Origin of the sequence: Rhodococcus sp. DK176 (assembly GCF_038447315.2) — a bacterium.
In the GTDB taxonomy this organism is placed as follows: Bacteria; Actinomycetota; Actinomycetes; order Mycobacteriales; family Mycobacteriaceae; genus Rhodococcus_F; species Rhodococcus_F jostii_A.
In genome coordinates this window covers 2,298,697-2,324,264 of record NZ_CP118321.2, presented here as the reverse complement: position 1 = coordinate 2,324,264, position 25,568 = coordinate 2,298,697, and the positions used below count along the sequence as shown (strand labels likewise).

Below are 25,568 nucleotides of genomic sequence, written 5' to 3'. Positions count from 1 at the left end.
TATAAGCAGCGGTCGGTTCACGACTGCCGACGGGCAGTTCCGGAAGAAACCGTTAGTGTGAGGGAACTGCAGGGAGACCCATCAGGTCGGACAGGGGTAGTCGATGCGTGGTGACGGTGACGGCTGGGCAACCGGGCCGGACGGCAGTCGTCATTGGGGCAAGCACGGTGCGGCCGGGTTGTTGCTGCGTGCGCCGCTCCCGGACGAGACGCCGGCCGTGCTGCTACAGCACCGTGCGGCCTGGAGTCACCAGGGTGGCACGTGGGCGTTGCCCGGCGGTGCCCGGGACAGCCACGAGACCACCACCCACGCCGCGGTACGCGAAGCGCACGAGGAAGCCGGCATCGAGAGCGCGGCCATCCGCGTCCGCACCGAGGTCGTCACGATGAAGGCCGCGAGCGGCTGGAGTTACACCACGGTGATCGCCGACGCGGAGCGCCCGCTGCCCACCGTCGCGAACGGCGAGAGCACCGAACTGCGCTGGGTGCGGGAAACCGACGTGGCCGGGCTGCCGCTGCACCCGGGATTCGAAGCGGGGTGGCCGCAACTGCGCACCACGGAGGTGCGTTTGCTGCTCGACCGGCACGACGTGCTGGGCGAACGCGGCGCGCTGGCGCAGTTGTCGAAGGCCCTGCCCCGCACGGTGCACCTGCCCGACGGCACCTACGGGTGGTTGCCGCGCGTCGAGGTGCTCGAAGCCCTGGACGCGGTCGGCCGCAGCGCCGAACCGGCCGGCCACGGCACCACGCTGGGAACGGTGACGGCCGTCGTCACCACCGACCCCGACCTGATCGAACAGTTGCCGGCCACCGTCGTCGTCCTGCCGCCCGCCACGGTGCTGGACTGGCTGGACCAGCCGTAACTACGCGTTCTGCTGCAACAGGGCGGACAGCGAGCGCGCGGCGGCCTGCGGGTCGCGGGCCTCGGTGATGGCCCGCACGACGACGATGCGGGAGGCCCCCGCGGCGAGGATCTCCGGAACGCGGGACTCGTCGATGCCGCCGATCGCGAACCACGGGCGGTTCGGCTCCGAGTCGGCGGTCGATCGCACCAGATCGATGCCCGACGCGGTCCGCCCCGGCTTGGTGGGGGTGGCCCACACCGGTCCGGTGCAGAAGTAGTCGACGCCGTCCTCGATCGCCGCGAGACTGGCCTGCGCGCGACTGTGGGTGGAGCGGCCGATCAGGACATCGGAACCCACCACGGTCCGTGCGTACGGGACGGGCAGGTCGCCCTGGCCGAGGTGCAGCACGTCGGCCCCGGCCGCCAGCGCCATGTCGGCGCGGTCGTTGACCGCGAGCAGCGCTCCGTGCCGCCTGGCCGCGGCCGCGAGCACCGACAGTGCCGCCAGTTCGTCCCGGGCGTCCATCGTGCCGAACTTCTTCTCTCCGGCCGAGCCCTTGTCGCGGAGCTGGATGATGTCGACGCCGCCGGACAGCGCGGCCTCGGCGAACTGCGCCAGGTCGCCCTTCTCGCGCCGAGCATCGGTGCACAGGTACAAACGTGCTGTTCCGAGGCGGCGCCGACGGTCCGTGAGGTTGCTGTGATGCGAGGTGGTCACGGCATGACGGTAGCCTCTACGGTGAAAGTGCAACACGGGAGTCCCGGGGAACGTGGGGCTGAGAGGGGCTCACGCCGAGCCCGACCGTCATACCTGACCCGGATCATGCCGGCGCAGGAAGTGAGGTGGAGTTCAATGGCGAGATCGGTATCCGTCGTCGGAGGCGGAGTGATCGGCCTGTCCATTGCGTGGCGAGCAGCCCGCAACGGCTGGTCGGTACGGCTGTACGACCCGTCGATCGGTTCGGGGGCGTCCTGGGTGGCGGGCGGCATGCTCGCCCCGTTGTCCGAGGGCTGGCCCGGCGAGGAGAGCGTCCTCGAACTGGGAAGCGCGTCGCTCGACCGGTGGCCCGAATTCGGGAAGGAACTCGAGGCCGGGGCCGGCGTCGAGCTGTTCACGTCGCAGAGTTCGCTCACCGTCGCGCTGGACGGCGCCGACGCGGAGGACCTGCGGACCATCGCCGAATGGGTGGGTGCCCAGGGGCGGGAACTGCAGATCCTGAGCCGTGTGGAAGTCCGCGCGCTCGAGCCGATGCTGGGGCGCGGAGTCAGGTTGGGACTCTTGGCCGTCGACGAACTGGCCGTGGACAACAGGCTGCTGTTGCAGGCGTTGCAACGGTGCGCGGTCGACGCCGGAGTGGAGCTGATCGGGGAGGCCGTGCACAGCCTCGACCGGCTGGGCACCGACCAGATCGTCGTCACCGCGGGCATCGCGTCGCCGGCCCTGTGGCCCGGGCTTCCGGTTCGCCCGGTGAAGGGCGAGATCCTGCGGTTGCGCTCGCGTCCCGGGGTGACCCCCGCGCCGGGCCGCACCATCCGCGGCAGTGTGCACGGCAGGCCCGCCTACCTGGTGCCGCGGGCCGACGGCATCGTCGTCGGTGCCACCCAGTACGAGTCGGGCAACGACACGCAGGTCACGGTGGCCGGCGTGCGCGACCTGATCGCCGATGCCGAAGCGCTGATGCCCGCCATCGGCGAGTACGAACTGCGCGAGACCTCGGCGGGTCTGCGTCCGATGACTCCGGACAACCTGCCGCTGATCGGCCGGGTGTCCGATCGGGTCGTGGTGGCGACGGGACACGGCCGTAACGGCATCCTGCTCACGCCGGTGACCGCCGACGCGACGGTGGCATTGTTGGAGGGCTCGGCACTGGTCGAGGCGAAAGCCGCCGACCCCGAACGTTTCGAGAAAGTAGCGAGGTAGATATGAGTGAGCAGCAAGTAGTGGTGCCGATCGGCATCAGCGTCAACGGCGAGGACCACGAGTTCACGGAACCGTTGACCGTCACCGGGCTGCTGGAGGTGCTGAACCTGCCCACCAAGGGCATCGCGGTGGCAGTCAACGGCGCCGTGTTCCCGCGCGCCCGGTGGGACGAGCTCGTGGTCCGGGGCTGGGAGATCGAGATCCTCACGGCGGTGCAGGGTGGCTGACGCGACGCCCGGCGTGCAGAAGGGCCTCACGATCGCGGGCCGCACGTTCGGTTCACGGTTGATCATGGGCACCGGCGGCGCAGCCAACCTCACGGTGCTCGAAGAGGCGCTCGTCGCGTCCGGCACCGAGCTGACCACGGTCGCGATGCGCCGCGTCGACGCCGCAGGCGGCACCGGTGTGCTGGACCTGCTGCGCCGGCTCGACATCGCGCCGCTGCCCAACACCGCCGGGTGTCGCGGTGCGGCCGAGGCGGTGCTGACGGCGCAACTCGCCCGTGAGGCACTCGAGACCGACTGGGTGAAGCTCGAGGTCATCGCCGACGAACGCACCCTGATGCCCGACGCCATCGAGTTGGTCAGCGCTGCAGAGCAACTGGTCGACGACGGTTTCGTCGTCCTGCCGTACACCACCGACGACCCGGTGCTGGCCCGCAGGCTCGAGGACGCCGGCTGCGTGGCCGTGATGCCGCTGGGTTCGCCGATCGGCACCGGGCTCGGTATCGCGAACCCGCACAACATCGAGATGATCGTGGACGGTGCAGGGGTCCCCGTCATCCTCGACGCCGGCATCGGGACCGCCAGCGACGCGACCCTCGCGATGGAACTCGGCTGCGACGCCGTACTGCTGGCCACGGCTGTGACCAGGGCGAAGGACCCGGCACTCATGGCGTCGGCGATGCGCGGGGCCGTGGTGGCGGGTTACGAGGCACGTCACGCAGGCCGCATTCCCAAGCGGTTCTGGGCTCAGGCGTCGTCGTAGTTCTCGGGGTCGCGTCGGGGTCTCGCTCAGGGTCCGACCGGTACCAGGGGACGAGTCAGGTGTAGACCTGCGGCCGATGCGCGACGGCCGCAGGTTCGGGCATCCTTCTCACCATGATTGAAGTGAGGGGACTTTCGAAGACCTTCGGTGCGACGAAGGCGGTGGACAACCTGACGTTCAACGTGAAGCCGGGTATGGTCACCGGCTTCCTCGGCCCGAACGGTGCAGGCAAATCGACGACCATGCGCATGATCCTCGGGCTGGACCGCCCCACGGCGGGCAGCGCGTTGATCGACGGCAAACCGTACAGCGACCTGGTGCAGCCGCTGCGGACGGTGGGGGCGCTGCTCGACGCGAAATGGGTGCACCCCAACCGCTCGGCCCGCGCCCACCTGCAGTGGATGGCGGCGTCCAACTCGCTGCCGAAGAGCCGGGTCGACGAGGTGCTGCACCTCGTCGGGCTCACCGAGGTGGCCGGGAAGAAGGCTGGCGGGTTCTCGCTGGGCATGTCCCAGCGTCTGGGCCTGGCCGCCACGCTCCTCGGCGACCCGAAGGTGCTGCTGTTCGACGAGCCGGTGAACGGGCTCGACCCGGAGGGCATCGTCTGGATCCGGAAGTTCATGCAGCGCCTCGCGGCGGAGGGACGCACCGTGCTGGTGTCGAGTCACCTGCTGTCCGAGATGGCGCTCACCGCCGAACATCTGGTGGTCATCGGCCGGGGGCGGCTGATTGCCGACACCACCGTGTCCGAGTTCGTCAGCAAGTCGTCGGAATCGACGGTGCGCGTGCGGAGCCCACAGCTGGACGCGCTGCGTAGCGCGCTCACGTCCAACGGGCTCACTGTGCGTGAGGACGGATCCGACGGGCAGCAGGCGCTCGTCGTGGTGGATTCGTCGACGGACGTCGTCGGCGGGATCGCCGGTTCGCAGGGCATCGTCCTGCACGAGTTGGCATCTCAGCGCGGATCGCTGGAGGACGCCTTCATGAAGTTGACCGGAGACGACGTGCAGTACCACGCAGAGGGCGTCGAAGATGTGATGAGGGGTGCACTGTAATGGCTGTTCTCAATGCCGAACGGATCAAGATCACGTCGACGAGGTCGCCGTGGTGGTGCACGGTCGTCATCATCGTGCTGGGCCTCGGCCTCGCCGCGGTCATCGGGCTGAGCGCGAAGGCGAGCATCAACTCCTTCAACAACCAGATCGCCGACGGTAAGCAACCGGATTTCGATCCGTTCCTGCCGCAGATGTCGGACGCGGTCGGCGGGGTCTCCGGATTCGGCGTGCTGGTCCTGATGATCCTCGCGGCGCTCGCCGTGACCAGCGAATACCGGTTCGGCGTCATCCGCACCACGTTCCAGGCCATCCCGAACCGGGCGTCCGTCCTCATTGCGAAGGCAGGTCTGATCGGTGCGTTCGGCGCCGTGCTGACGTTCGTGCTCACGTTCGGCGCGTATGCCATCGCGAAGGCGACCGCGGGTGACGAGGCCGGAGCGGCGCTCACCTTGTCGGGTGACGACGCGTGGCGGTCGATCTACGGCGTCCCGATCTACGCGTTCCTGTGTGTGGTTCTCGCCGTCGGTGTCGGCACGCTGCTGCGTCAGTCGGCCGGTGCGATCGCCCTGCTCCTGCTGTGGCCGCTGCTGATCGAGAGCCTGTTCAACCTGTTCGGCTCGTTCGGCGAGAAGATCATGCCCTTCCTGCCGTTCCTCAACGCCAACAACTTTCTGGGGGCGCCGCAGGGGGTCGAATTCCACTGGGGCCCGTGGGGCAGCCTGGTGTACTTCGCGGTGTTCGTCTTCGTGATCTTCGGGGCCGGCCTGGTGGTCGTCAACAAGCGCGACGCCTGACACCCGATACAGTACTTTCGCCCCGCTCCTCCGCCAGGTGATCGTCGGGAGACCTGGCTGAGGGTGACGGTGGGGCGGGAGCCTGTGGGCCGGTGCGAAATCCATTCGCGCCGGCCCACCGGTGCTTCTGCGTTAGGCTCCCGACATGCGACTACGGGGAGCCTTCACAGTCGGAGTGGCCGGTGCGATGATCGTGGCCGGATGCTCGTCGACGAGCGAACCCGATTCGCCGCCGGTCGACGCGAGCGCTCTCGCGGCCTCGGTCACCGAGGGCGGTGTGGTGGGGCACCTGGAGCAACTGCAGACGATCGCCGAGAACAACAACGGCAACCGCGCGGCCGGAACCTCCGGCTACGCCGCCAGCGTCGATTACGTCGCACAGGTGCTGGAAGACAAGGGCTTCGACGTCGAGACCCCCGAATTCGAGTTCCACAACTTCGACGTCCGGACGGAGGCGCTCAGGTCCGGCGACCGCGACGTCGAGGTGCGTGCGCTGGCGTATTCACCGTCCACCGGTCCGGAGGGGGTCACCGCCCGCCTGGTACCCGCCCCCAAGGACGAGAGTCCGGGATGCGAGGTCACCGATTACGACGGCCTCGACGTCACCGGGGCGATCGTCCTCGTCAACCGAGGGGTGTGCCCGTTCGCGGCCAAGCAGCAGTTCGCGTCCGAGCGCGGCGCCGCGGGCGTGATCGTCGTCAACAACGAGGACGGACCGATGAGCGGCGGAACCCTCGGCGACCCGGACATGGGCAAGGTGCCCACCGGCGGAGTGAGCAAGGCGGACGGTGCGGCACTCGAGCAGGCCGGGGGTGACGTCACCCTCACCCTCGACACCACCACCGAGTCGAGTACCGCTCGCAACGTCATCGCCCAGACGAAGACCGGCTCGGTGGAGAACGTCGTGATGGTCGGCGCCCACCTGGACAGCGTCCCGGACGGTCCCGGCATCAACGACAACGGCACCGGCGTCGCCGCGACCCTCGAAACGGCGGTGCAGCTCGGCGGTTCGCCCGACGTCGACAACGCGGTGCGCTTCGCGTTCTGGGGGGCCGAGGAATTGGGTCTGCTCGGTTCGGAGGCCTACGTGAACAGCCTCAGCGAGGACCAGCGGAACGACATCGCGCTGTACCTGAACTTCGACATGCTCGGTTCCGAGAACGCCGGCTATCTGGCGTACGACGGCGACAACTCCGACAACGTCGGTGAGGGGCCCGGACCGGAGGGTTCCGCGGGCATCGAGCGCACGTTCACCGAATTCCTTCAGGGTAACGGGGTCGCCGCGGACGGCACGGACTTCGACGGCCGATCCGACTACGGTCCGTTCATCGAGCACGGCATCCCCTCGGGCGGCGTGTTCAGCGGCGCCGACGAGACGAAGACCCCCGAGCAGGCACAGAAGTGGGGCGGCACCCCGGATGTGGTGTACGACGAGAACTACCACAGCGCGACCGACACCCTCGAGAACGTGAACCGGGCCGCGCTCGCCAAGAATGCCGCCGCGGTCGCGTATGCCGTCGGGGTGTACGCGGAGTCCCTCGCCGGACCGAACGGTGTCCCCATCGGCGCGGACCGGGAGAAGGCGCGGGCCGCGGAGTGATGTCCGATTCGTCACGAGTTTGTGCATGTGACGCTGGGTTACCCTTACTCCCGTGAGCGACGACCCGGCCGAAGAGAACAGTGCCGAACTCGACGCTGCGCAGACACCGAAACGAGGCGACAAGGTTCTGGGCTGGGTGGGATCGATCAACCGGCAGCCGCAGCTGATCGAGGGGCTGCGCAGGTTTCGTCGCGCGCTGCCCGGTGATCCCGCGTTCGGCGACCCGCTGTCCACGGCGGGACCCGGGAGCGCACGGGCCATCGCCCGCGTCGCGGATCGCTTCCTCGACCACCAGCCCGGCGCGTCCCGCGAGATGAGCCTCGGCGCGCTGCAAGTGTGGCAAGCGCTGCTCGAGCGCACCGGACGCGGTCGGGGAACGCAGGAAGTGACCATCGTGTTCACCGACCTGGTCGGCTTCTCCAGTTGGTCGCTGCCCGCCGGTGACAGCGCCACCCTCGCCTTGCTGCGCGACGTCGCCCGAGCCGTCGAGACCCCCATCGTCGACCGCGGAGGACACGTGGTGAAACGCCTGGGGGACGGCGTGATGGCCGTCTTCCCCAGCCCGGACCGCGCGATCGACGCCGTCTTCGCCGCACAGGAAGCGCTCGCGGAGGTGGAGGTGGACGGCTACCGCCCCCGCATGCGCGTCGGCATCCACACCGGTGTGCCTCGGCAGATCGGCAGCGACTGGCTCGGCGTGGACGTGACGATCGCGGCACGCATGATGGGACTGGGCGGCGACGGCAACGTGATGGCGTCGTCCGCCACGCTGTCGAGTCTGCAGCCGGGCACCCTCGACGAACTGGGTGTCGGCGTCAAGCCGTGGCGACGCGCCTTCTTCGCCCCCGCGCCCAGCGGGGTGCCCTCCGACCTCGGTATCTGGCGGTTGCGGCTCCGCCGCCCGTGAGTACTTCTCAACCACCCCGGACGTCAAGAAGTACTCACGAGTGACGAAGTCGCCACAGGGGAGAGACGGGGCCGTGACCGGCGCCCAGGTCGTACGACGCCTCCAGGCACTTGGTGACCCATTCCTTACCGAACGCCACCGCGTCGGGCACGGACCACCCGTGGGCGAGAGCGCTCGCGATGGCGGCAGCGAGGGTGTCGCCGCCGCCGTGGTCGTTGCCGGTGTCGATGCGGGGACTGCTGAACTCGAGGAACCTGTCACCGTCGAACAGCAGATCGGTGCTCGACGCCGATGTCCGGAGATGCCCGCCCTTCACGATCGACCACTGCGCCCCGAGCGCGTGCAACGCTTCGGCTGCCCGGCGCGCGGTCACGTCGTCCACCACCTCGATGCCGGTGATCAACCGGATCTCGTCGAGGTTCGGGGTGACCACTGTGGCGATCGGGATCAGCGTGTTCCGCACGGCGTCCAGTGCCTCGGCATGCAGGAGTGGATCTCCGTGCATCGACGCGCACACCGGGTCCACGACCAGCGGGACCGGTTGGTCGCGGCCGATCCCGACCTCCGTGCACACGGCGGCGACGGCCTCGATGATGGCCGTCGACGCCAGCATGCCCGTCTTCGCTGCCCCGACCCCGATGTCGTCGACGACGCACCGCACCTGCGCGGCCACCGTCTCCGGCGGAATCTCGTGGAAACCACTGACGCCCACCGAGTTCTGCACCGTCACCGCGGCGACCGCGACACATGCGTGGACGCCGCACAGGGCCATCGTCCGCGAGTCGGCCTGGATCCCGGCGCCACCGCCGGAATCGGTGCCGGCGATGGTGAGGACTCGGACGGGGGTCTGGCCGTCGGGGGTCAGGGGCAGCAGCTTCACGAAGGGGACCTTACCGATTCTCTGAGGTGACGGATTCGACGGGCAGATACACGCGACCACCTGCGTCGACGAACTCGCTCGACTTCTCGGCCATGCCCGCCTCGATGGCTTCGACCGAATCGAGTCCATGTTGCTGTGCGTACTCGCGCACGTCGGCGGAGATCCGCATCGAACAGAACTTCGGGCCGCACATCGAGCAGAAGTGGGCCGTCTTCGCCGGCTCGGCGGGCAGCGTCTCGTCGTGGAACTCCCGCGCGGTATCCGGGTCGAGGGACAGCGCGAACTGGTCGTGCCAGCGGAATTCGAACCGCGCCTTCGACAGCGCGTCGTCCCGCTCCTGCGCCCGCGGATGCTGCTTCGCGAGGTCCGCGGCGTGCGCCGCGATCTTGTACGTGATGACCCCGGTCTTGACGTCGTCCCGATTCGGCAGTCCCAGGTGTTCCTTGGGGGTCACGTAGCAGAGCATCGCGGTGCCGGCCTGCGCGATCATCGCCGCGCCGATCGCGGACGTGATGTGGTCGTACGCCGGCGCGATGTCGGTGGCGAGCGGCCCGAGCGTGTAGAACGGCGCCTCCTCGCACAACTCCTCCTCGAGGCGCACGTTCTCCACGATCTTGTGCATCGGGACGTGCCCGGGACCTTCGATCATCACCTGCACCCCATGGGATTTCGCGATCCGCGTGAGCTCGCCGAGGGTGCGCAGTTCCGCGAACTGGGCTTCGTCGTTGGCGTCCGCGATGGAGCCGGGGCGCAGGCCGTCACCGAGCGAGAACGTGACGTCGTAGCGGTGGAGGATCTCACACAGTTCGTCGAAGTGGTTGTACAGGAACGATTCCCGGTGATGGGCCAGACACCAGGCGGCCATGATCGACCCACCGCGGGAGACGATGCCGGTGACCCGGCGTGCGGTCAGCGGGATGTAACGAAGCAGTACACCGGCGTGGACCGTCATGTAGTCGACGCCCTGCTCGCACTGTTCGATCACGGTGTCGCGGTAGATCTCCCAGGTGAGCGCGGTCGGGTCGCCGCCGACCTTCTCGAGCGCCTGGTAGATCGGCACCGTTCCCACGGGCACGGGCGAATTGCGCAGGATCCATTCCCGGGTCTCGTGGATGTTCTTTCCGGTGGACAGGTCCATGATGGTGTCTGCGCCCCACCGCGTCGCCCACACCATCTTCTCGACCTCTTCCGCGATCGACGACGTGACCGCGCTGTTGCCGATGTTCGCGTTGATCTTCACCGCGAACGCCTTGCCGATGATCATCGGCTCGAGTTCGGGATGGCAGCGGTTGGCCGGGATCACGGCGCGCCCCGCCGCGACCTCGGTGCGCACCGTCTCGGGTGAAACACCCTCGCGTGCAGCGCAATACTGCATCTCGGGGGTGACGACGCCGGCGCGGGCGGCGTCGAGCTGGGTGCCCTCCCGGTCGGCGATCCACGGTGCGCGCAGATGCGGCAGTCCCGCTTCCAGGTCGATCGTGGCGTCCGCGTCGGTGTACGGACCCGACGTGTCGTACACGTCGAGGTGCTCACCGTTGGTGAGGTGGACGCGCCGGACCGGCACCCGGACGTCGTCGGCCGACAGCAGGTACTGCTTGGTGCTGCCCTCGATCGGTCCCGTGGTGACGGACGTGGCTGTAGATACGTTTGTGCTCATCGATGATGCTCCCTACGCCGGCATTACCCGGACAGGTTCGACGGTCGACGGCCCTAGCCGTCCTCTCAGCCCGCTGGTGCGAGCCCCCGTGGATGTGTAGTTGTCACACAAACTGTAACCGAGATCTCTGTGAGCAATCATTCGGGTGAAACTTGGACAGCGGTTCCCGGCATCGGTATAAAGGGTGATGAACATCACATTTCGATTACGACACACCCCCAGGAGATAGCCATGCTGACGGACGCGCAGGTTGTGGACGTGATCGACAACGCCGATCAGAACCGATTCGAGCTACGCCTGAGTGGTGACCTGGTCGGCATCCTCGGGTATTTCGACCTCGCGGACACCCCGCCCGGCGCCGGTGCCGGCGTGGGCGTGGTGGCCGCCCGACCGCCGGGCCCGAAGAGTCGGGGGCGGCAGGTGCCGGTGGTCTCGTTCATGCACACCGTGATCGTGGAGGACTTCGGCCACCGCGGACTCGCCGCCCTCATGGTGGGTCGCTCCCTCGACCTCGCCCGCGGGTACGGCTGGAAGGTCCGGCCCGTGTGCACGTACGTGCAGCGCTTCGTTTCGGCGCACCCCGAGTACCGCGACCTCGTCGTCCCGGTGGAGGGCTGACGACGGTCGGGGCACGAATCGAGCACCCGTCGGCAACGAAACGGTTCCGGGAGCGGCGATTCCGCTCGCGAGGATGCCGCCTTACTGATTCCATGAGTGGCATGGATCACATTTCGAACAGTTCCGAGTCGTCGGGGAACATCACGGCCGCTGATGCTCGCGTGCTCGACAACCCTGCCCATGAACGATTCGATCTGTGGCTGGGGGACGAGTTGATCGGCATCCTCGGCTACCGGGACGAGGACGACATTCCCGGATTCACCGCGAAGCCGGGCGAGGTGGTCGCGTTCATGCACACGGTCGTCAAGGAAGAGTTCGGTGGACGCGGGCTGGCTGCGGTCCTCGTGGGCGAGGCGCTCGGCTCGGCGCGTCGGCGTGGCTGGAAAGTGCGTCCCATCTGCACGTATGTCCAGCGCTACCTGGCGCTGAATCCAGAGCATCTCGACGTTCTGGTGGCCGAGTAGCCCTACTTTCGAGAGCACTGCTCTTGCCATCTGCGACTCTGCTGTGAATACTGCTCTGTATAGAGAGCGGTGCTCACAATGAAGGAGTCGTCATGACCGTGTCGGATCGGATCGAGAGTCGTACCGGGGTCGCACGGATCTGCGCCGCGGCGCTGTTCACCCTCGCCGGTGGCCTGTTCGTCGTCTACCCCGTGGTGCGTCCCTACGCGGCGGGCGGGTCGCCGGACGGACGGGCCGAGTTCGCCTCACCGTGGTGGCTCGTCGCACACCTCGCCGCCGTCGGCGGGTTCATCGCGTTCGGGCTTGCGCTCGTCGCGCTCAGCGGCGTGCTGAAACGGACGGGTGGCGAACGGGCGGCGGTGGTCGCAGTGGCGGCGTCGTGGATCGGGACAGGGCTGACGCTGCCGTACTACGGGGCCGAAACATTCGCGCTGCACGCCCTGGGCGGCAGCGGCCTGGACGAGGGGACCGTCACGACCCTCGCCGAGAGCGTGCGGATGGGCGCGGCGCAGGCGACGCTGTTCGCCGCAGGACTGCTACTCATCGCAGTCGGCGCAGCCGCGGCCGCCGTCGCGATCGCCCGATCCCGGCTGATCGCCGGCTGGGCGGGGATCCCGATGGCAGTGGGATTCGCTCTGTTCATCCCGCAGTTCTACGTCGACGCCCCACTGCGCATCGGGCACGGAGTGCTGATCGGGTTCGGGTGCGCGGTCGTAGCGCTCGGTGTGCTGCGTTCTCAGTCGCCGAGGTCGACGATGACCGGCGCATGATCGCTGGCGCCCTTGCCCTTGCGTTCGTTGCGGTCGATCTCGGCCTTGTCGACGCGGCCGGCGAGGGCAGGCGATCCCAGCACGAAGTCGATGCGCATTCCCTGCTTCTTCGGGAACCGCAACTGGGTGTAATCCCAGTAGGTGTAGACACCGGGACCCGGGGTGTGTGGCCGGACGACGTCGGCGAATCCGGATTCGACGAACGCCTGGAACGCCTCACGCTCGGGGGCGGACGTGTGCGTCTTGCCCTCGAACAGCGCCGGATCCCAGACGTCCTCGTCGGTGGGGGCCACGTTCCAGTCGCCGACCAGCGCGATCTGCGCGTCCGGGTTCTGCCCCAGCCACCCGACCGCGTCGGTGTGCAACTTCGCCAGCCAGTCGAGCTTGTACGTGTAGTGCGGATCGGCCAGCTCACGGCCGTTGGGGACGTACAGGCTCCAGATGCGGACGCCGTTGCACGTGGCGCCGATGGCGCGGGCTTCCTGTGCGGGCGCGACCTCCGGGTCCTTGTGGAAACCGGGCTGATCCTCGAACCCGATCTGCACGTCCTCGAGACCGACGCGGGACGCGATCGCGACGCCGTTCCACTGGCTGAGGCCCACGTGTGCGACCTCGTAGCCCAGTTCACGGAAACGCTCGTACGGGAACTGCTCGTCCTTGCACTTGGTTTCCTGCATCGCGAGCACGTCGACGTCGGACCGCTGGAGCCAGTCCAGGATCCGGTCGGTACGGGCACGAACAGAGTTCACGTTCCAGGTTGCGATGCGCACGGCAGCCACCCTAGCGGCACTCTCCGACAGGTCGTCAGCCGACAGGTTCGGTGGCGTAGCGGTACCGGTGGTGCGCCATGAAGCCGAGGTTGCGGTACATCGCCTGCGCGCCCTCGTTCTCGACGGCGACCTGCAGACACGCGTGGGTCGCGCCGTGTTCGCGTCCCCAGTTGATCATGTCGCCGCAGATGAGGCTGCCGATTCCGTGGCGGCGGTGAGCCTCCGCGACCTCGACCGCGGTGAGCCCGACCCACCGGCGGTCGTCGGGCGCGGACGTGACGGATCCGCGGGCGACGGCGAGGAGCGTCGAGTCGGCGGCGCCGATCCGACCGAACCCGAGGGTGCCGCCGCGGACCGAATCCAGCACGTCGACCGCGAAGTCGGGGAGCGCGGACCCGCGGTAGCGATAGAGGGCGAGCCAGTCCGGATCGGGGTGATCGGTGACGGTGGTGGTTCGGGGGCCCTCGGGCAGAGCCAGGTTGTCGATGTCGGCCGCCATCACGACCACTTCGTCGCTGACGTTCCAGCCGAGCGGTACCTCGCCCAGCCGGTCGGGGATCAGCAACCGCAGCGGGCGGTCGCGCTCGGCGTACCACTCGCGCAGACGGTCGAGCGTGCCGCCGGGGGAGGCGTCGTCCAGGCTGCCGACCGACCCGCGGTCGCCGAGCGGGGCCGCCGAGTTGGCGCGTCCGGTGAAGCCGTGACCGTAGCGGGCGAGCCACCCGTCGATCCATGCGTGCTCGACACCCGGCCAGCCGTCGGCGGAGGCCAGTTCGAGGGACCGGATCTCGCTCGCGCGCACCGGTCGCGCGGGGACGGCCTTCAGCGCGACCACCCGCTCCGGATCCACCTCGACGACCGAGCCGTCCGCGGCGCGGACGACCACCACCGGTTCGACGCTCTCCAGCACCCCGATGACGTCGGTCATCGGATGGCTGTGGCCGGGTGGAAGCTGATATCGCAGCACCACCCGACTTCCGAGCGGAATGTCAGTCGTCATGCCCGAACGGGTCTTCGACCGTTCCCGGCACCCAGCTGAGACCGGGAACGCCCCAGCCGGCGCGCTTGATGGTTTTCTTGGCGGCGCGCGCGTTGCGGCCGACCAGCATGTCGACGTAGAGGAAGCCGTCGAGGTGACCGACCTCGTGCTGCAGCATGCGTGCGAAGAAGCCGTGGCCCTCGATCTCGACGGCGTTGCCGTCGGCGTCGGTGCCGGTGACCTTCGCCCACTCGGCCCGCCCGGTGGGGAACTGTTCGCCCGGCACCGACAGGCAGCCCTCGACGTCGTCGTCCGGATCCGGCATGGTCTCGGGTCGTTCCGACGTTTCGAGGACCGGGTTGACGACGCACCCCCGGCGGCGCAGCGCCCTGCCGTCTCCGTCGACGTCCGGGCAGTCGTAGACGAACAACCGTAGCGGCAGGCCGACCTGGTTGGCGGCGAGCCCGACGCCGTTGGCGGCGTCCATCGTGTCGTACATGTCGGCGATGATCTCAGCGAGTTCCGCAGGTGACTGGGACACTGCCTCGGTCGGTTCGTGCAGTACCGGGTCGCCCACGATCCGGATGGGGAGGATGGCCATGGTCGTCAAGGATAGTGCGGCGCGCCCGAGCCGTTCGCACTGCCCGCGGCGTTCGTCATGGTTGAATAGTCGCTGAAGAACAGCGGTGTAATTCGTTGCTCGGTCGGCCACGCGATCGAGGAGCCGGGGGAACGTGGTTTCGCTGAGGTCGAGCGAGAGCTAGTAGTCGAGGAGTGAGATGGACGGCGCAACAGCGCGTAGTCGGAACCAGTCCGAGCGCATCGACGGCGACAACTCGGCGGGGGTCAAGGACGTCGGCGACGACGGCCTCTCGCGTCGCGAGCACGACATCCTGTCCTTCGAGCGCCAATGGTGGAAGTACGCCGGTGCGAAGGAAGAAGCGATCAAAGAGCTGTTCGACATGTCCGCCACCCGGTACTACCAGGTTCTCAACGCGCTGGTGGACCGGCCGGAGGCACTGGCAGCCGACCCGATGCTCGTGAAGCGGCTGCGACGGCTGCGCGCGAGCAGGCAGAAGGCCCGCGCCGCCCGTCGCCTCGGGTTCGACGTCACGTAGCACCCGGTCGCTAAGGTCGACATCGTGAGTACTCCGAAACCCGAATCGTCCGGCCCGCCGTTACGCGCCCTCGCGATGGTGCTGATCGCCCTCGCGATTCTGTTCGCGGGTCTCGGGTTCGCCTCCCTCGGAGGCTCCGACTCGGAGGAGACCGCCGCCACCGTCACGACCACGGCGGCCGCCACGACCACTCCCGCCGCGCGCTCGACGACGGCCGCCGGAGCGGCGGGTGCCACCTCGGCGTCCGCGGCGAGCACCGCGTCCGGCGCCCCGAGCACCTCGAAGTCCGCCGACGCGGCGTCGGTCCCGGTACGGGTGCTCAACAACAGCAATGTCACCGGTCTCGCAAGCCAGACGGCCACCGAACTGATGTCCTCGGGGTGGACGGTGTCGGAAACCGGCAACTACAGCGACGGCACCATCTCCGAAACCACGGTGTACTACGGGACTTCCGCCGCCGAGAAGGAAGCGGCCACGGAGATCGCCGCGCAGCTCGGGGTGTCGGCCCAGCCGCGGTTCCCGGGTATCGCGAATTCGTCTGCCGGTGTGATCGTCATCGTCACCTCCGCGCAGTAGACCGGACGGTCGGTGCACCGTCGCCGCGGTTATGATCAGATGCACTTCTTCGCCACCTCAAAGGAGCGGTTTGATGGCCTCGAGTTCTACCCGTCGGATGTCCTGGCGCATTGTCACCCCGGTGGTGGCCATTGCGGCACTCGGACTGACCGCCTGCAGTAACAACGAGGAGCCGACCGACGTTCCCGGAACCACTCCTCCCGTCTGGACCGGCGCCGCCGATCCCAGCGCCGCAGGCGTTCCCGGCGACGCCGAGAGCGGTTCCGGTGAATCCGCGGAGAGCGGCGCGGTCAGCGCGACGCTGAAGAACGCCGAGGGTGACGACGTCGGCACCGCCACGTTCAAGCAGGCAGGTAGCCACGTCGAGGTCACCGTTTCCGTCAAGGATCAGACGCCCGGATTCCACGGTTTCCACGTGCACTCCGTCGGCAAGTGTGAGACGAACTCGGTGGCACCGACCGGGGGTGCGCCCGGAAACTTCCTGTCGGCTGGCGGGCACTTCCAGGCCGAGGGCCACTCGGGGCACCCCGCGAGCGGCGACCTCACGTCGCTGCAGGTGCTGGCCGACGGCACGGCCGAATTGGTCACCACCACCGACGCCTTCACGGTCGAGGACCTGAAGAACGGCGACAGCGGCACCGCGGTCATGATCCACTCTGGTCCCGACAATTTCGCCAACATACCCACCCGTTACGCACCCGCCCCCGATCAGGAAACCCTGAACACCGGGGACGCAGGCTCCCGGGTGGCCTGCGGTGTCATCGGCGCCAGCTGAGTCGCGTGACATCCCGGCTTCGGCCGGGATGTCGGTGCGCTGCCGCGCACTGCGGCCTGTGGTTGGATCGAAACCGTGGTAGTTCCTTTTCCCGGTTCGCCGCGGCCGACACTGGGCGTCGAGTGGGAGATCGCGCTGGTCGACAGGGTCACGCGGGATCTCTCCAACACGGCCGCGGAGGTATTCGACGCGGTGGCGAATCTCGCCGGTCCCGAGGATCCGCGGATCACCAAGGAGTTGCTGCGCAACACCGTCGAACTCGTCACCGGTATCCACTCCACCGTCGGTGAGGCGATGGATGACCTCGACGAGTCGCTCGACCTGTTGCGGCGGGCGGCGAACCCGCTCGGCGTGGATCTGATCTGCGCGGGAACGCACCCGTTTGCTCAGTGGTCGACCCAATTGGTCACGCGCACACCGGATTACGACGAGCTGATCGAACGTACCCAGTGGTGGGGCCGTCAGATGCTCATCTGGGGTGTGCACGTCCACGTCGGTGTGTCCTCGCCGCAGAAGGTGTTCCCGATCCTCAACGCGCTGCTGCAGCGGTACCCGCATCTGCTCGCGCTGTCGGCGTCCTCACCGATGTGGGCCGGCGTCAACACGGGGTACGCGAGTAACCGTGCGCTGATGTTCCAGCAACTCCCCACCGCGGGACTGCCGTACCAGTTCGCGAACTGGGGGCAGTACGAGGATTTCATCAGCGACCAGATGAAGACCGGGGTGATCACCAAGATCGGCGGGATGCACTGGGACATCCGGCCGGCGCCGCGGTGGGGCACCATCGAGGTCCGCGTCTTCGACGGCATCTCCACCCGCGCCGAACTCAGTTCCCTCGTCGCGCTCGTGCACTGCCTGATCGTCGACCTGGACCGGCGTTTCGAGGCGGGTGAGAACCTGCCCAACCTGCAGCCGTGGCACGTGAAGGAGAACAAGTGGCGGGCCGCGCGGTACGGGCTCGACGCCGAGATCATTCTCGACGAGGACAGCAACGAGCGGCTCGTCACCGACGACCTGAACGACCTGCTCGAGAAGCTGGCCCCGACCGCCGTGCGTCTCGGCTGCGCGGACGAATTGGCCGCCGTCGCCGAGATTCCCCGTCGCGGAGCGTCCTACCAGCGGCAACGTCAGGTCGCGGAGGCGACCGGCGGTGACCTGGTGGCCGTGGTCGATGCGTTGGTGAAGGAGCTCGGGACCTGAAAGACGGTCTCGGGCAGGACACTCGTCCACTTCCCGTTCACGTGTTGTTTACACTTGGCGGGTGTCGATCGACGATGTTGCCGTTGTACGGCCGGGTGGGCCCGTCGATCGTTCCCGCATGTTCGTGGCGGGCGGGGCGCTCGGTGTGGCGATCCTGCTGGTGGTGGTCCAATCGGTGGCGTCCATACAGGGTTTCCAGGGTCCCCTCGAAAGCCTGTTCCACGACTACGTCCTGACCCCCAAGTCGGCGTCGGTCCCGTGGGCCGGCCTCGCGCTCGCGATGGTCGGGCTCACCAATCGCCAGCGCGTCGTCACACTCTCCGCCGCAGCCGGCATCGACGTCGTGGTCGCCGCGGTGCGCTACCTGTCCGGTGGACCGCTGACCGTCGGAAACGGCGCGACCTGGGTACTCACCGCGGTGGGCGTGTACGCGGCAGTCCGCTGGACCGGCGACCACCGGCGCAGCGCCCTCAAGGGTGTCGGCCTCGGTGCGCTGCTGATTCTCGCGACCAAATTCGGCGACGCCTGGCTACAGGTCACGATCATGGCCGGGCCGATGGTCCTGGACGAATACGCCCAGCTGGCCGATCACGCGCTGGGCAGCCCGTCGTGGCACCTGGGGCAGTTCGTCGACGCCCTCGGACCCGTCGGCTACGGCATCCTCCACTGGGTCTACATCGAACTGCCGGTCGCGGCCATCGCGGTGGCCGTCTACCAACTGCGGAACGGCTGGCCGTCGCACTACCTGGTGCGCACGTTCCTACTGATCGGTCTCATCGGGCCCGTGTTCTACGTGTTGTTCCCGGTGGTCGGACCGATCTTCGCGTTCGGCACCGAAGGTCAGGGGTTCCAGGTCAGCGACTACTGGCCCAACATCGTCCCGACACCCGACTTCGCGCCCGAACCGATGTCGTTCGATTCGGTGACCCCCCGCAACTGCATGCCGAGCCTGCACACGGCGTGGGCCCTCGCCCTGTTCATCCACTCCCGGCAGGGCGCCTGGTGGCTGCGCCTCGGCGGCACGTTCTGGCTGGTGTGCACGCTGACGGCGACCCTCGGCTTCGGCTACCACTACGGCGTCGACCTGGTCGCCGGCGCCGTCCTGTGCCTGACCATCGAATCCGCGTTGCGCGACCCCGAACGGGGGTGGGGCTGGTTCCGGGTCCGTCTCGTCGGGGGCGGCGCGCTGGTGCTGGCCGGACTGCTCCTCAGCTACCGCTACCTCGCGGTGCCGATGGGCCGATTCCCCGAGGTGTCCGGACCGCTCGTCCTCGGTGCCCTCGCCGCAATGAGCCTCGGGTTCTACGCGACGTTCTTCGCCCGGCCCGACACCGCACTCGCGCGGTGGGGCAGCGGCGCGAAGGCAGCGGTCACTGATGTTCTGGCGGCTCCAACTCGTTGATCATCAACAGCCCGTCCTGATCTCGCTGCTCCCGGTACGCGACCCGGCCGACGCTGTGCGCGATGACCGGCGCGGTGAAGAGGGTGAAGATGCCGACGAGGATCAGCATCCAGATGTCGACGTTGCCACGCAGTTCGAGGACGGCGCCCGCGAGAACCATGATGAGACCGACCACCTGCGGTTTGGTGGCGGCGTGCATGCGGCGCAGAGTGTCCGGGAATCGGACGATGGCGATGGCGGCCGTCAGTGCGAGCAGGGAGCCGCACAGCATGAGCGTGGCCCCGATGACGTTCAGCACGGTGGTCACGACTTGTCACTCACCCGGAACCGGGCCACCGACACCGAACCGATGAACCCCACCAACGACAACGCGACGATGGCGGGCACGATCGTCGTGTCTCCGGTGTACGCGGCCCACACGGCGAGCCCGCACATGGCGAGCGCGATCAGGGTGTCGAGGGCGACGAGGCGGTCCAGCGAGTTGGGCCCGTCGAGCAGCCGGAATGTCGTCAGGACCCCGGCGACGACCAGGACGATTCCGGATATGACCGAGACGACTGTCATGAGCTGCCCTCCTGAGTGGGGTCGTCGTATTGCAAGTCGCGGTTGTGCCAGGGGCTCGGTTTCCAGTCGGAGTCGCGTTCGAACGCCTCGATGAACAACCGCTCCAATTGCGCGACCGTGCGGTAGAACTGGCTGACCGCCTTCTGCGATCCCATGTCCAGGACGTGCACGTAGACGATCCGCCGCACCTGGTCGATCTCGAGGACCATGGTGCCCGGAATCAGGTTCAGTACGTCGATGCACAGCGTCAGGACGAGGTCCGACTTGATTCCCAGCTGGTAGCGCAGGACCCCGGTGACGGGCGGCGGCCCGGGCCGGAGTGCGAGCCACGCGATCTGGAGGCTCGACTGGAGCGAGTAGTACACGAATATCACCGCCAGCCGGAGCAGCGGCAGGACGTGCACCCGGCCTTCCACGGGCACCCGCGGCAGCGGCATGAGCACCATGATGAGCGCGCCGACGGCGAGCCCGCCGAGGATGTTGCCCCAGCTGACGTTGCCCCACAACAGGATCCACACTGCCATCAGCCACAGCAGCGCGCCGAACTGGAGAAGTCTCTCGCGTTTCATCGCGGTGCCTCCTGCGCTTCGCCGCCGGGGTGCCCGCCGAGGACGGCGTCGATGTAGATGGACCGGTTCTGCAGATCGCTCGCCGCGCGATCACTGATCTGGATGATCTGGCCGGCGAACACCGTCATCGCCAGCCCTACGGCGACGAGGGCGACGGTGGGGATGAGCATCATCGCGGGGATACGGCCCACGTCGGCGCGGTCGTCGAACGAGATGTCGGCCTCGGACTCGTCGAGCAGCGCCGACGGGCTGACGTCCGCGAGGTCACCCTCGGGGGCGTCGGCGCGGGCCCGCCAGAACGCCTTGGTCCACACACGGGCGACGACGTACAGCGTGAGAAGGCTGGTGAGGGTGCCGCCCCCGACGAGGATCCACGCCAGCACGCTCGCATCCGCCGAGCCGGCCTGCAGCAGCGCGACCTTGCCGATGAACCCGGAGAACGGGGGAATGCCACCGAGGTTGAGGGCCGGAACCAGGAACACGATGGCCAGGACGGGGCTCGCCGCGGCGAGCCCGCCGAGACGTCGCAACGACGACGACCCGGCCTGGCGTTCGATCAGACCGACCACCAGGAACAGTGTGGTCTGCACCAGAATGTGGTGTGCCACGTAGTAGATGGCCCCCGACAGCCCCGACTGGGTGGACAGCGCGATACCGAACACCATGTACCCGATGTGGCTGACCAGGGTGAAGGACAGTAGTCGTTTGATGTCGCTCTGCGCGATCGCGCCGAGGATGCCGACGAGCATCGTCAGGAGGCCGCACACCATCAGCACGTTGTCGAGTTCGCCCTCCGGGAAGAGCAGCGTGTGCGCGCGGATGATCGCGTACACACCCACCTTGGTGAGCAGGCCGGCGAACACGGCGGTGACGGGGGCGGGCGCGGTGGGGTAGGAGTCGGGCAGCCATGTCGACAGCGGGAACACCGCCGCCTTGATGCCGAATGCCACGAGCAGCACACCGAAGATGGCGGTGCGCGTGCCGGACGGGATGCCGTCGAGGCGGGTGGCCATGTCGGCGAGGTTGAGGGTTCCGGTGGCCGCGTAGGCGAACGCGATACCAGCCAGGAAGATCAGCGACGACACCATCGACACCATCACGTACGACACACCCGCACGGACGCGGTCGGCGCTCGCACCGAGCGTCAGCAGCACGAAGCTGGCGGCGAGGAGCACCTCGAAGCCGACGTACAGATTGAACAGATCGCCCGCCAGGAACGCGTTGGAGATGCCCGCCGTCAGCGCCAGATACGTCGGCAGGAAGATCGAGACGGGCTGGTCCTCACCGCCGTCGCGGATGCCCTGACCCACGGCGTACGCCATGACGGCGAGCAGCACGATCGACGAGACCACCAGCATCATCGCGGACAGCCGGTCGACCACCAGCGTGATGCCGATCGGCGAATCCCAGCCACCCACCTGGATGGCCGTCGTCCCGTCGCGGTCGGCGAGGAACAGCAGCAGTCCGGACACGACGAGGACACCGATCAACGCGACGAGCGTGATGATCCGCTGGGCCCGCGGACGCCGGCCGAGCACCAGCGTGGCCGCCGCGGCGAGCATCGGGACGAGAACGGGCAGCGGCGCGAGGGCCGTGATGATGTGCGGGGAAATGGTCACGACTTCTCCCCGATCCCGGCCTTGTCGGAGTCCTCTTCGTCGTCGAAGTCACCCTCGTGCAGGTCTTCGTAGCATTCGAGGTCTTCGAGGTTCTTCAGCTCTTCCAGGGGAATGGGGTTTCCGTCCTTGTCGAATGCGTCGCCGCTGAAACTCGGCTCGCCGGTGACCGGGTCGTCGGAGCGGTCGCGGTCGGGAGCCTCGGCGGGCGACCGGCGCCGCAGGACCTTGGTGTCCTCGGGGTCGTTCTCGACGGCGTCCTGCGTGGTGATCTTGAACGACCGGTACGCGAGCGCGAGCACGAAGCCGGCGATGCCCATCGTGATGACGATCGCCGTCAGGATCATCGCCTGAGCCAGCGGGTCGGCCATCGACTCGTGAATGGACTCGCGGCCGACGATGGGCGGATTGCCGTCCGTACCCCCGGACGTGAGGATCAGGAGATTGATGCCGTTGCCGAACAGCAGCAGTCCCAGCAGCATGCGGGTGATGCTGCGTTCGATGAGCAGGTAGACGCCGGCCGACACCAGGACGCCGATGATGACGAGAAATCCGATGTTCGCGCTCATCGCTGGTTCACCTCGATCTGTGCGTCGAGACGTGCGCCGAGACTGCGGAGCACGTCGAGTACGAGCCCGACCACGATGAGATACACACCCAGGTCGAAGAACAGGGCGGTGACCATCTTGACGTGGCCGACCAGTGGCAGCGTCACCTCGAACACCGCGGAGGAGAGTGCCGGGGCGCCGAGGAACAGCGACGCCAGCGCGGTGCCCGCGGCAAGGGTGAGCCCGAGGCCCAGGATCTTGCCCGCGTCGATCGGGACGGTTTCGCCGAGTTCGTACCGTCCGCCCGCGAGGTATCGCAGGACCAGCGCGAGACCGGCCGTGAGGCCGCCGGCGAACCCGCCGCCGGGTGCGTTGTGGCCGGCGAAGAAGAAGTAGACCGACAACACCATGATGGTCGGGAAGATCAGCCGGGTCGTCACCTCGAGGACCAGGGACCGGTGTTTCGGATCGATGAGATCGCCGCCGAGCAGCCACGTGGTCTCGGAATGCGACGCCGACGAATCGGCGGTGACCGCGGGGGCGTCGGACACTCGGGGGGCGCTGCCGAAGCGGCGGTTGCGGAACACCAGGCTCGCGACACCCGTGGCCGCCACCAGCAGCACCGAGATCTCGCCGAGCGTGTCCCAGGCACGGATGTCGACGAGCAGGACGTTGACGACGTTCTTGCCGTTGCCGAGGTAGTACGCGGCGTCGGGGAGTCGCTCGTAGATCGGCACCGAGTTCCGCGCGTTGATGGCGTACGCGCCGATCGTGGTGATGGTGGCACCGACCGCGACCGCCAGCAGCGCCCGAGGAATCTTGAATCCGATGGCCCGTCGCTCGTCGACCTCGGCGGGAAGTTTCCGGAACACGAGCACGAAGATGACGAGGGTCAGCGTCTCCACCAGGAACTGGGTGAGTGCGAGGTCGGGGGCGCCGTGGAGGGCGAACAGCACACCGCAGCCGTAGCCGCTGAGACCGACAAGGATCACGCCCGCCAGACGGTTGCGCATCACCGTGGCGGCGAGCGCGGCCGCGACCATCATCAGCCCGATCACGAACTGCACCGGCGAATCCCACAACCGGACGTCGGCGCCGGTATTCGTGCCGACGACGAGCAGTACCAGCGGCACCACCACGAGGGTGCCGAGGATGGTCGCCTGGGTCAGCGGCAGCGAACCGCGCTGGGTGGCGCCGGTCAGCCGCATCGACAGCGCGTCCATCCCGCGTAGCGTCGCGTCGTAGATGCGGTCGGCGTTGCCGAGCGGCGGATGCTCGAACCGCAACCGGTTGACCCAGCGCTGCGCCACGAAGAGCGCGGTGCCGACGGCGAACACCAGCAGGGTGAGCGCCAGCGCGGTGTTCATGCCGTGCCACAGGGCGAGGTGGTAGTCGGAGACGCCCTCGGCGGGCAGGGTCTGCGAGTACGGCGTCAGCAGCTTCTCGAGCTGCGGCGCCGCGAGTCCCGCCGCCAGGCTCAGCACCGAGAGAACGGCGGGCGCTGCGAGGAACAACGGTCCGGGTGCGTGCATGCCCAGCACGGCCGGGCTCGGCCGCGCGAGCCGCTTGCGACCGAAGGCGCCCCACATGAACCGCACGCTGTAGGCGAGCGTCAGGATCGAACCGAACACCACGACGCCGACGGTGACGATCCGCGCCGGGTCGGCGAGGACGGTCGTGCTCAGCAGGGAGTCGAATGCGGCTTCCTTGCCGACGAACCCGAGGAACGGGGGAAGCCCGGCCATGCTCGCCGCGGCCAGTGCGGCGACGACCGCGAGCGCGGGCGCACGGTCACCGAGGTGCGCGAGTTTGCGGAGGTCGCGGGTGCCTGTCGTGTGGTCGATGATCCCGACCACCATGAACAACGCGGCCTTGAACATCGCGTGGGCGACCACCATCGTCATGCCGGCGAGCGCGGCGTCGCGGGTGCCGAGGCCGACGAGCACCATCATGAAACCGAGCTGGCTGACGGTGCCGAACGCGAGCACCAGTTTGAGGTCGAAGGCGCGCATCGCCCGCCACCCGGCGAGGACCATCGTCAGCAGGCCGAGCGTGATGATCGTGAATCGCCAGGGCGCCGAGTCGGCGAAACCGGGCGACAGTCTGGCCACGAGATAGATGCCGGCCTTCACCATGGCCGCGGCGTGCAGGTAGCCGCTGACCGGGGTGGGGGCGGCCATCGCTCCGGGCAGCCAGAAGTGCAGCGGCACGATCGCGGACTTCGACAGGGCGCCGATGAGGACCAGCACGACGCCGACACCGGCGAGCCAGCCGCGAGGTGCGACCTCGATCAGTTCGGACAGGTTGTACGTGCCACTCACCTGGCCGAGGATGATGATGCCGACCAGCATGGCCAGACCACCCGCGGTGGTGACGAGCAGCGCTTGCGTCGCCGCCCGGCGACTCGACGCGCGTTCGGCGTAATGCCCGACCAGCAGGAACGACAGGACCGTCGTCAGTTCCCAGAACGTGTACAGCAGCAACATGTTGTCGCTGGCGACGAGGCCGAACATGGCGCCGGCGAAGGCCACCATCTCGGCGGCGAAGATGCCGAGCCGGGGTTCGTCGTCGGTGAAGTAGCGCGCGCAGTAGACCAGGATCAGCGTGCCGATGCCCAGCACCAGCACCGACATGATCGCGGCCAGCGGATCGAACCAGAAGTCGAGGTCCATCGACAGGCCCGGAGCCCACACGATGGACACGGTCTGCTCCGTGCCCCAGTTCGCGATCACCCATCCGAGTGACGCCAGCGGGACGAGGGAGAGAGGGTAGAAACCGTTGCGGCCGAACTTGCGCACCACAAGCGGAGCCAGAACGGCGGCAACGGCATGGGCGAGCAGAACAGCAAGCAAAAGGCACTCCGTCGGGGGTCAGCGGGCGGCGGGGTGTCGGAACGAAACGAACCGAGTCGTGTAGACCGTTCGCTTAGCTAGCGAATTGGGCTACGGGGTACAT

At 68.1% G+C, this 25,568-nt stretch carries 28 protein-coding genes and 2 riboswitches; of the genes, 16 read left to right on the top strand and 12 right to left on the bottom strand.

The features are described 5' to 3' along the window. Positions 1-103 precede the first annotated feature (103 nt). Positions 104-862: an NUDIX hydrolase gene (locus PSR88_RS11070; protein ID WP_011594991.1), complete on the top strand. Its 759-nt coding sequence runs from the start codon at positions 104-106 to the stop codon at positions 860-862. Here PSR88_RS11070 and thiE read toward each other — a convergent pair whose 3' ends face one another. After that, entirely contained in the window at positions 863-1,561 is a 699-nt protein-coding gene (gene thiE / locus PSR88_RS11065) for a thiamine phosphate synthase (RefSeq protein WP_005264846.1), read from the bottom strand. A gap of 24 nt (positions 1,562-1,585) precedes the next feature. Then, a riboswitch (TPP riboswitch) is annotated at positions 1,586-1,700 on the top strand. Between thiE and thiO the strand changes: the two genes are divergently transcribed. The 7 genes from thiO to PSR88_RS11030 all read left to right on the top strand — a co-directional run bounded on the left by thiO (position 1,697) and on the right by PSR88_RS11030 (position 8,107). After that, positions 1,697-2,764, top strand: coding sequence for a glycine oxidase ThiO (thiO, locus tag PSR88_RS11060; RefSeq protein WP_029539287.1), 1,068 nt, complete (start codon positions 1,697-1,699; stop codon positions 2,762-2,764). Its footprint overlaps the riboswitch before it by 4 nt. Before the next feature lie 2 nt (positions 2,765-2,766). Continuing rightward, positions 2,767-2,991: a sulfur carrier protein ThiS gene (gene thiS / locus PSR88_RS11055; RefSeq protein ID WP_005251712.1), complete on the top strand. Its 225-nt coding sequence runs from the start codon at positions 2,767-2,769 to the stop codon at positions 2,989-2,991. Further along, positions 2,984-3,751: a thiazole synthase gene (locus tag PSR88_RS11050; RefSeq protein ID WP_011594988.1), complete on the top strand. Its 768-nt coding sequence runs from the start codon at positions 2,984-2,986 to the stop codon at positions 3,749-3,751. Before thiS ends, PSR88_RS11050 begins: the two co-directional genes overlap by 8 nt. A 113-nt stretch (positions 3,752-3,864) precedes the next feature. Then, the gene (locus PSR88_RS11045; protein WP_011594987.1) at positions 3,865-4,806 is read left to right on the top strand and encodes an ABC transporter ATP-binding protein; all 942 of its coding nucleotides are present in this window, start codon (positions 3,865-3,867) and stop codon (positions 4,804-4,806) included. After that, positions 4,806-5,600 carry an ABC transporter permease gene (locus tag PSR88_RS11040; RefSeq protein ID WP_009474852.1) on the top strand — a complete coding sequence of 265 codons (795 nt, stop codon included), beginning with the start codon at positions 4,806-4,808 and terminating at the stop codon, positions 5,598-5,600. Before PSR88_RS11045 ends, PSR88_RS11040 begins: the two co-directional genes overlap by 1 nt. Before the next feature lie 145 nt (positions 5,601-5,745). Continuing rightward, positions 5,746-7,200 carry a M20/M25/M40 family metallo-hydrolase gene (locus PSR88_RS11035; RefSeq protein ID WP_037197055.1) on the top strand — a complete coding sequence of 485 codons (1,455 nt, stop codon included), beginning with the start codon at positions 5,746-5,748 and terminating at the stop codon, positions 7,198-7,200. Between the two features lie 52 nt (positions 7,201-7,252). Further along, a complete protein-coding gene (locus PSR88_RS11030; protein WP_011594985.1) occupies positions 7,253-8,107 on the top strand; it encodes an adenylate/guanylate cyclase domain-containing protein in 855 nt (284 codons plus the stop codon). Positions 8,108-8,141: 34 nt separating this feature from the next. On the opposite strand, the gene thiD is transcribed toward PSR88_RS11030, so the two are convergent. After that, entirely contained in the window at positions 8,142-8,987 is an 846-nt protein-coding gene (thiD, locus tag PSR88_RS11025) for a bifunctional hydroxymethylpyrimidine kinase/phosphomethylpyrimidine kinase (RefSeq protein WP_009474849.1), read from the bottom strand. 10 nt (positions 8,988-8,997) lie between these two features. Beyond that, entirely contained in the window at positions 8,998-10,644 is a 1,647-nt protein-coding gene (thiC, locus tag PSR88_RS11020; protein ID WP_009474848.1) for a phosphomethylpyrimidine synthase ThiC, read from the bottom strand. After that, positions 10,637-10,744, bottom strand: a riboswitch (TPP riboswitch). Its footprint overlaps the gene before it by 8 nt. Positions 10,745-10,875: 131 nt before the next feature. Here thiC and PSR88_RS11015 point away from each other — a divergent pair. The 3 genes from PSR88_RS11015 (at position 10,876) to PSR88_RS11005 (ending at position 12,496) form a co-directional block, all read left to right on the top strand. Beyond that, entirely contained in the window at positions 10,876-11,262 is a 387-nt protein-coding gene (locus PSR88_RS11015) for a GNAT family N-acetyltransferase (RefSeq protein ID WP_011594983.1), read from the top strand. 101 nt (positions 11,263-11,363) lie between these two features. After that, positions 11,364-11,726, top strand: a complete 363-nt coding sequence (locus PSR88_RS11010; protein WP_009474846.1) for a GNAT family N-acetyltransferase — start codon at positions 11,364-11,366, stop codon at positions 11,724-11,726. Positions 11,727-11,818: 92 nt separating this feature from the next. After that, a complete protein-coding gene (locus PSR88_RS11005) occupies positions 11,819-12,496 on the top strand; it encodes a hypothetical protein (RefSeq protein ID WP_016882706.1) in 678 nt (225 codons plus the stop codon). Here PSR88_RS11005 and PSR88_RS11000 read toward each other — a convergent pair. From PSR88_RS11000 to PSR88_RS10990, 3 genes are read right to left on the bottom strand one after another with little or no spacing between them, the layout of a single operon-like run. Beyond that, positions 12,463-13,266 (bottom strand): exodeoxyribonuclease III, encoded by an 804-nt coding sequence (locus tag PSR88_RS11000; protein ID WP_009474844.1) that lies wholly within the window; start codon positions 13,264-13,266, stop codon positions 12,463-12,465. The genes PSR88_RS11005 and PSR88_RS11000 overlap by 34 nt on opposite strands. Before the next feature lie 34 nt (positions 13,267-13,300). Further along, positions 13,301-14,266, bottom strand: coding sequence for a GNAT family N-acetyltransferase (locus PSR88_RS10995; RefSeq protein ID WP_016882707.1), 966 nt, complete (start codon positions 14,264-14,266; stop codon positions 13,301-13,303). Further along, on the bottom strand, positions 14,256-14,846 hold the full coding sequence (locus PSR88_RS10990; protein ID WP_016882708.1) for a peptide deformylase: 591 nt from the start codon (positions 14,844-14,846) through the stop codon (positions 14,256-14,258). Before PSR88_RS10990 ends, PSR88_RS10995 begins: the two co-directional genes overlap by 11 nt. A gap of 178 nt (positions 14,847-15,024) precedes the next feature. Here PSR88_RS10990 and PSR88_RS10985 point away from each other — a divergent pair, with 178 nt between their 5' ends. The 5 genes from PSR88_RS10985 (at position 15,025) to PSR88_RS10965 (ending at position 19,316) form a co-directional block, all read left to right on the top strand. Beyond that, positions 15,025-15,363 carry a DUF3263 domain-containing protein gene (locus tag PSR88_RS10985; protein WP_011594977.1) on the top strand — a complete coding sequence of 113 codons (339 nt, stop codon included), beginning with the start codon at positions 15,025-15,027 and terminating at the stop codon, positions 15,361-15,363. A gap of 24 nt (positions 15,364-15,387) precedes the next feature. Beyond that, complete coding sequence (locus PSR88_RS10980; RefSeq protein WP_016882709.1) at positions 15,388-15,939, top strand: LytR C-terminal domain-containing protein; 552 nt, start codon at positions 15,388-15,390, stop codon at positions 15,937-15,939. A 73-nt stretch (positions 15,940-16,012) separates the two neighbouring features. Next, positions 16,013-16,714 carry a superoxide dismutase[Cu-Zn] gene (gene sodC / locus PSR88_RS10975; protein WP_011594975.1) on the top strand — a complete coding sequence of 234 codons (702 nt, stop codon included), beginning with the start codon at positions 16,013-16,015 and terminating at the stop codon, positions 16,712-16,714. A gap of 75 nt (positions 16,715-16,789) precedes the next feature. After that, positions 16,790-17,914, top strand: a complete 1,125-nt coding sequence (locus PSR88_RS10970; RefSeq protein ID WP_007301315.1) for a glutamate--cysteine ligase — start codon at positions 16,790-16,792, stop codon at positions 17,912-17,914. A 118-nt stretch (positions 17,915-18,032) separates the two neighbouring features. After that, positions 18,033-19,316, top strand: a complete 1,284-nt coding sequence (locus PSR88_RS10965; protein ID WP_016882710.1) for a phosphatase PAP2 family protein — start codon at positions 18,033-18,035, stop codon at positions 19,314-19,316. Here the strand turns inward: PSR88_RS10965 and mnhG are convergent. From mnhG to PSR88_RS10935, 6 genes are read right to left on the bottom strand one after another with little or no spacing between them, the layout of a single operon-like run. Continuing rightward, a complete protein-coding gene (gene mnhG, locus PSR88_RS10960) occupies positions 19,285-19,623 on the bottom strand; it encodes a monovalent cation/H(+) antiporter subunit G (protein WP_005251747.1) in 339 nt (112 codons plus the stop codon). The two genes, PSR88_RS10965 and mnhG, sit on opposite strands and share 32 nt — an antisense overlap. Continuing rightward, the gene (locus tag PSR88_RS10955) at positions 19,620-19,880 is read right to left on the bottom strand and encodes a monovalent cation/H+ antiporter complex subunit F (RefSeq protein ID WP_005264390.1); all 261 of its coding nucleotides are present in this window, start codon (positions 19,878-19,880) and stop codon (positions 19,620-19,622) included. Before PSR88_RS10955 ends, mnhG begins: the two co-directional genes overlap by 4 nt. Continuing rightward, entirely contained in the window at positions 19,877-20,449 is a 573-nt protein-coding gene (locus PSR88_RS10950) for a Na+/H+ antiporter subunit E (protein ID WP_009474837.1), read from the bottom strand. Before PSR88_RS10950 ends, PSR88_RS10955 begins: the two co-directional genes overlap by 4 nt. Further along, a complete protein-coding gene (locus tag PSR88_RS10945) occupies positions 20,446-22,068 on the bottom strand; it encodes a Na+/H+ antiporter subunit D (RefSeq protein ID WP_009474836.1) in 1,623 nt (540 codons plus the stop codon). Before PSR88_RS10945 ends, PSR88_RS10950 begins: the two co-directional genes overlap by 4 nt. Further along, on the bottom strand, positions 22,065-22,634 hold the full coding sequence (locus tag PSR88_RS10940) for a Na(+)/H(+) antiporter subunit C (RefSeq protein ID WP_007301319.1): 570 nt from the start codon (positions 22,632-22,634) through the stop codon (positions 22,065-22,067). Before PSR88_RS10940 ends, PSR88_RS10945 begins: the two co-directional genes overlap by 4 nt. Next, positions 22,631-25,465, bottom strand: a complete 2,835-nt coding sequence (locus tag PSR88_RS10935; RefSeq protein WP_016882711.1) for a Na+/H+ antiporter subunit A — start codon at positions 25,463-25,465, stop codon at positions 22,631-22,633. Before PSR88_RS10935 ends, PSR88_RS10940 begins: the two co-directional genes overlap by 4 nt. Positions 25,466-25,568: the final 103 nt, after the last annotated feature.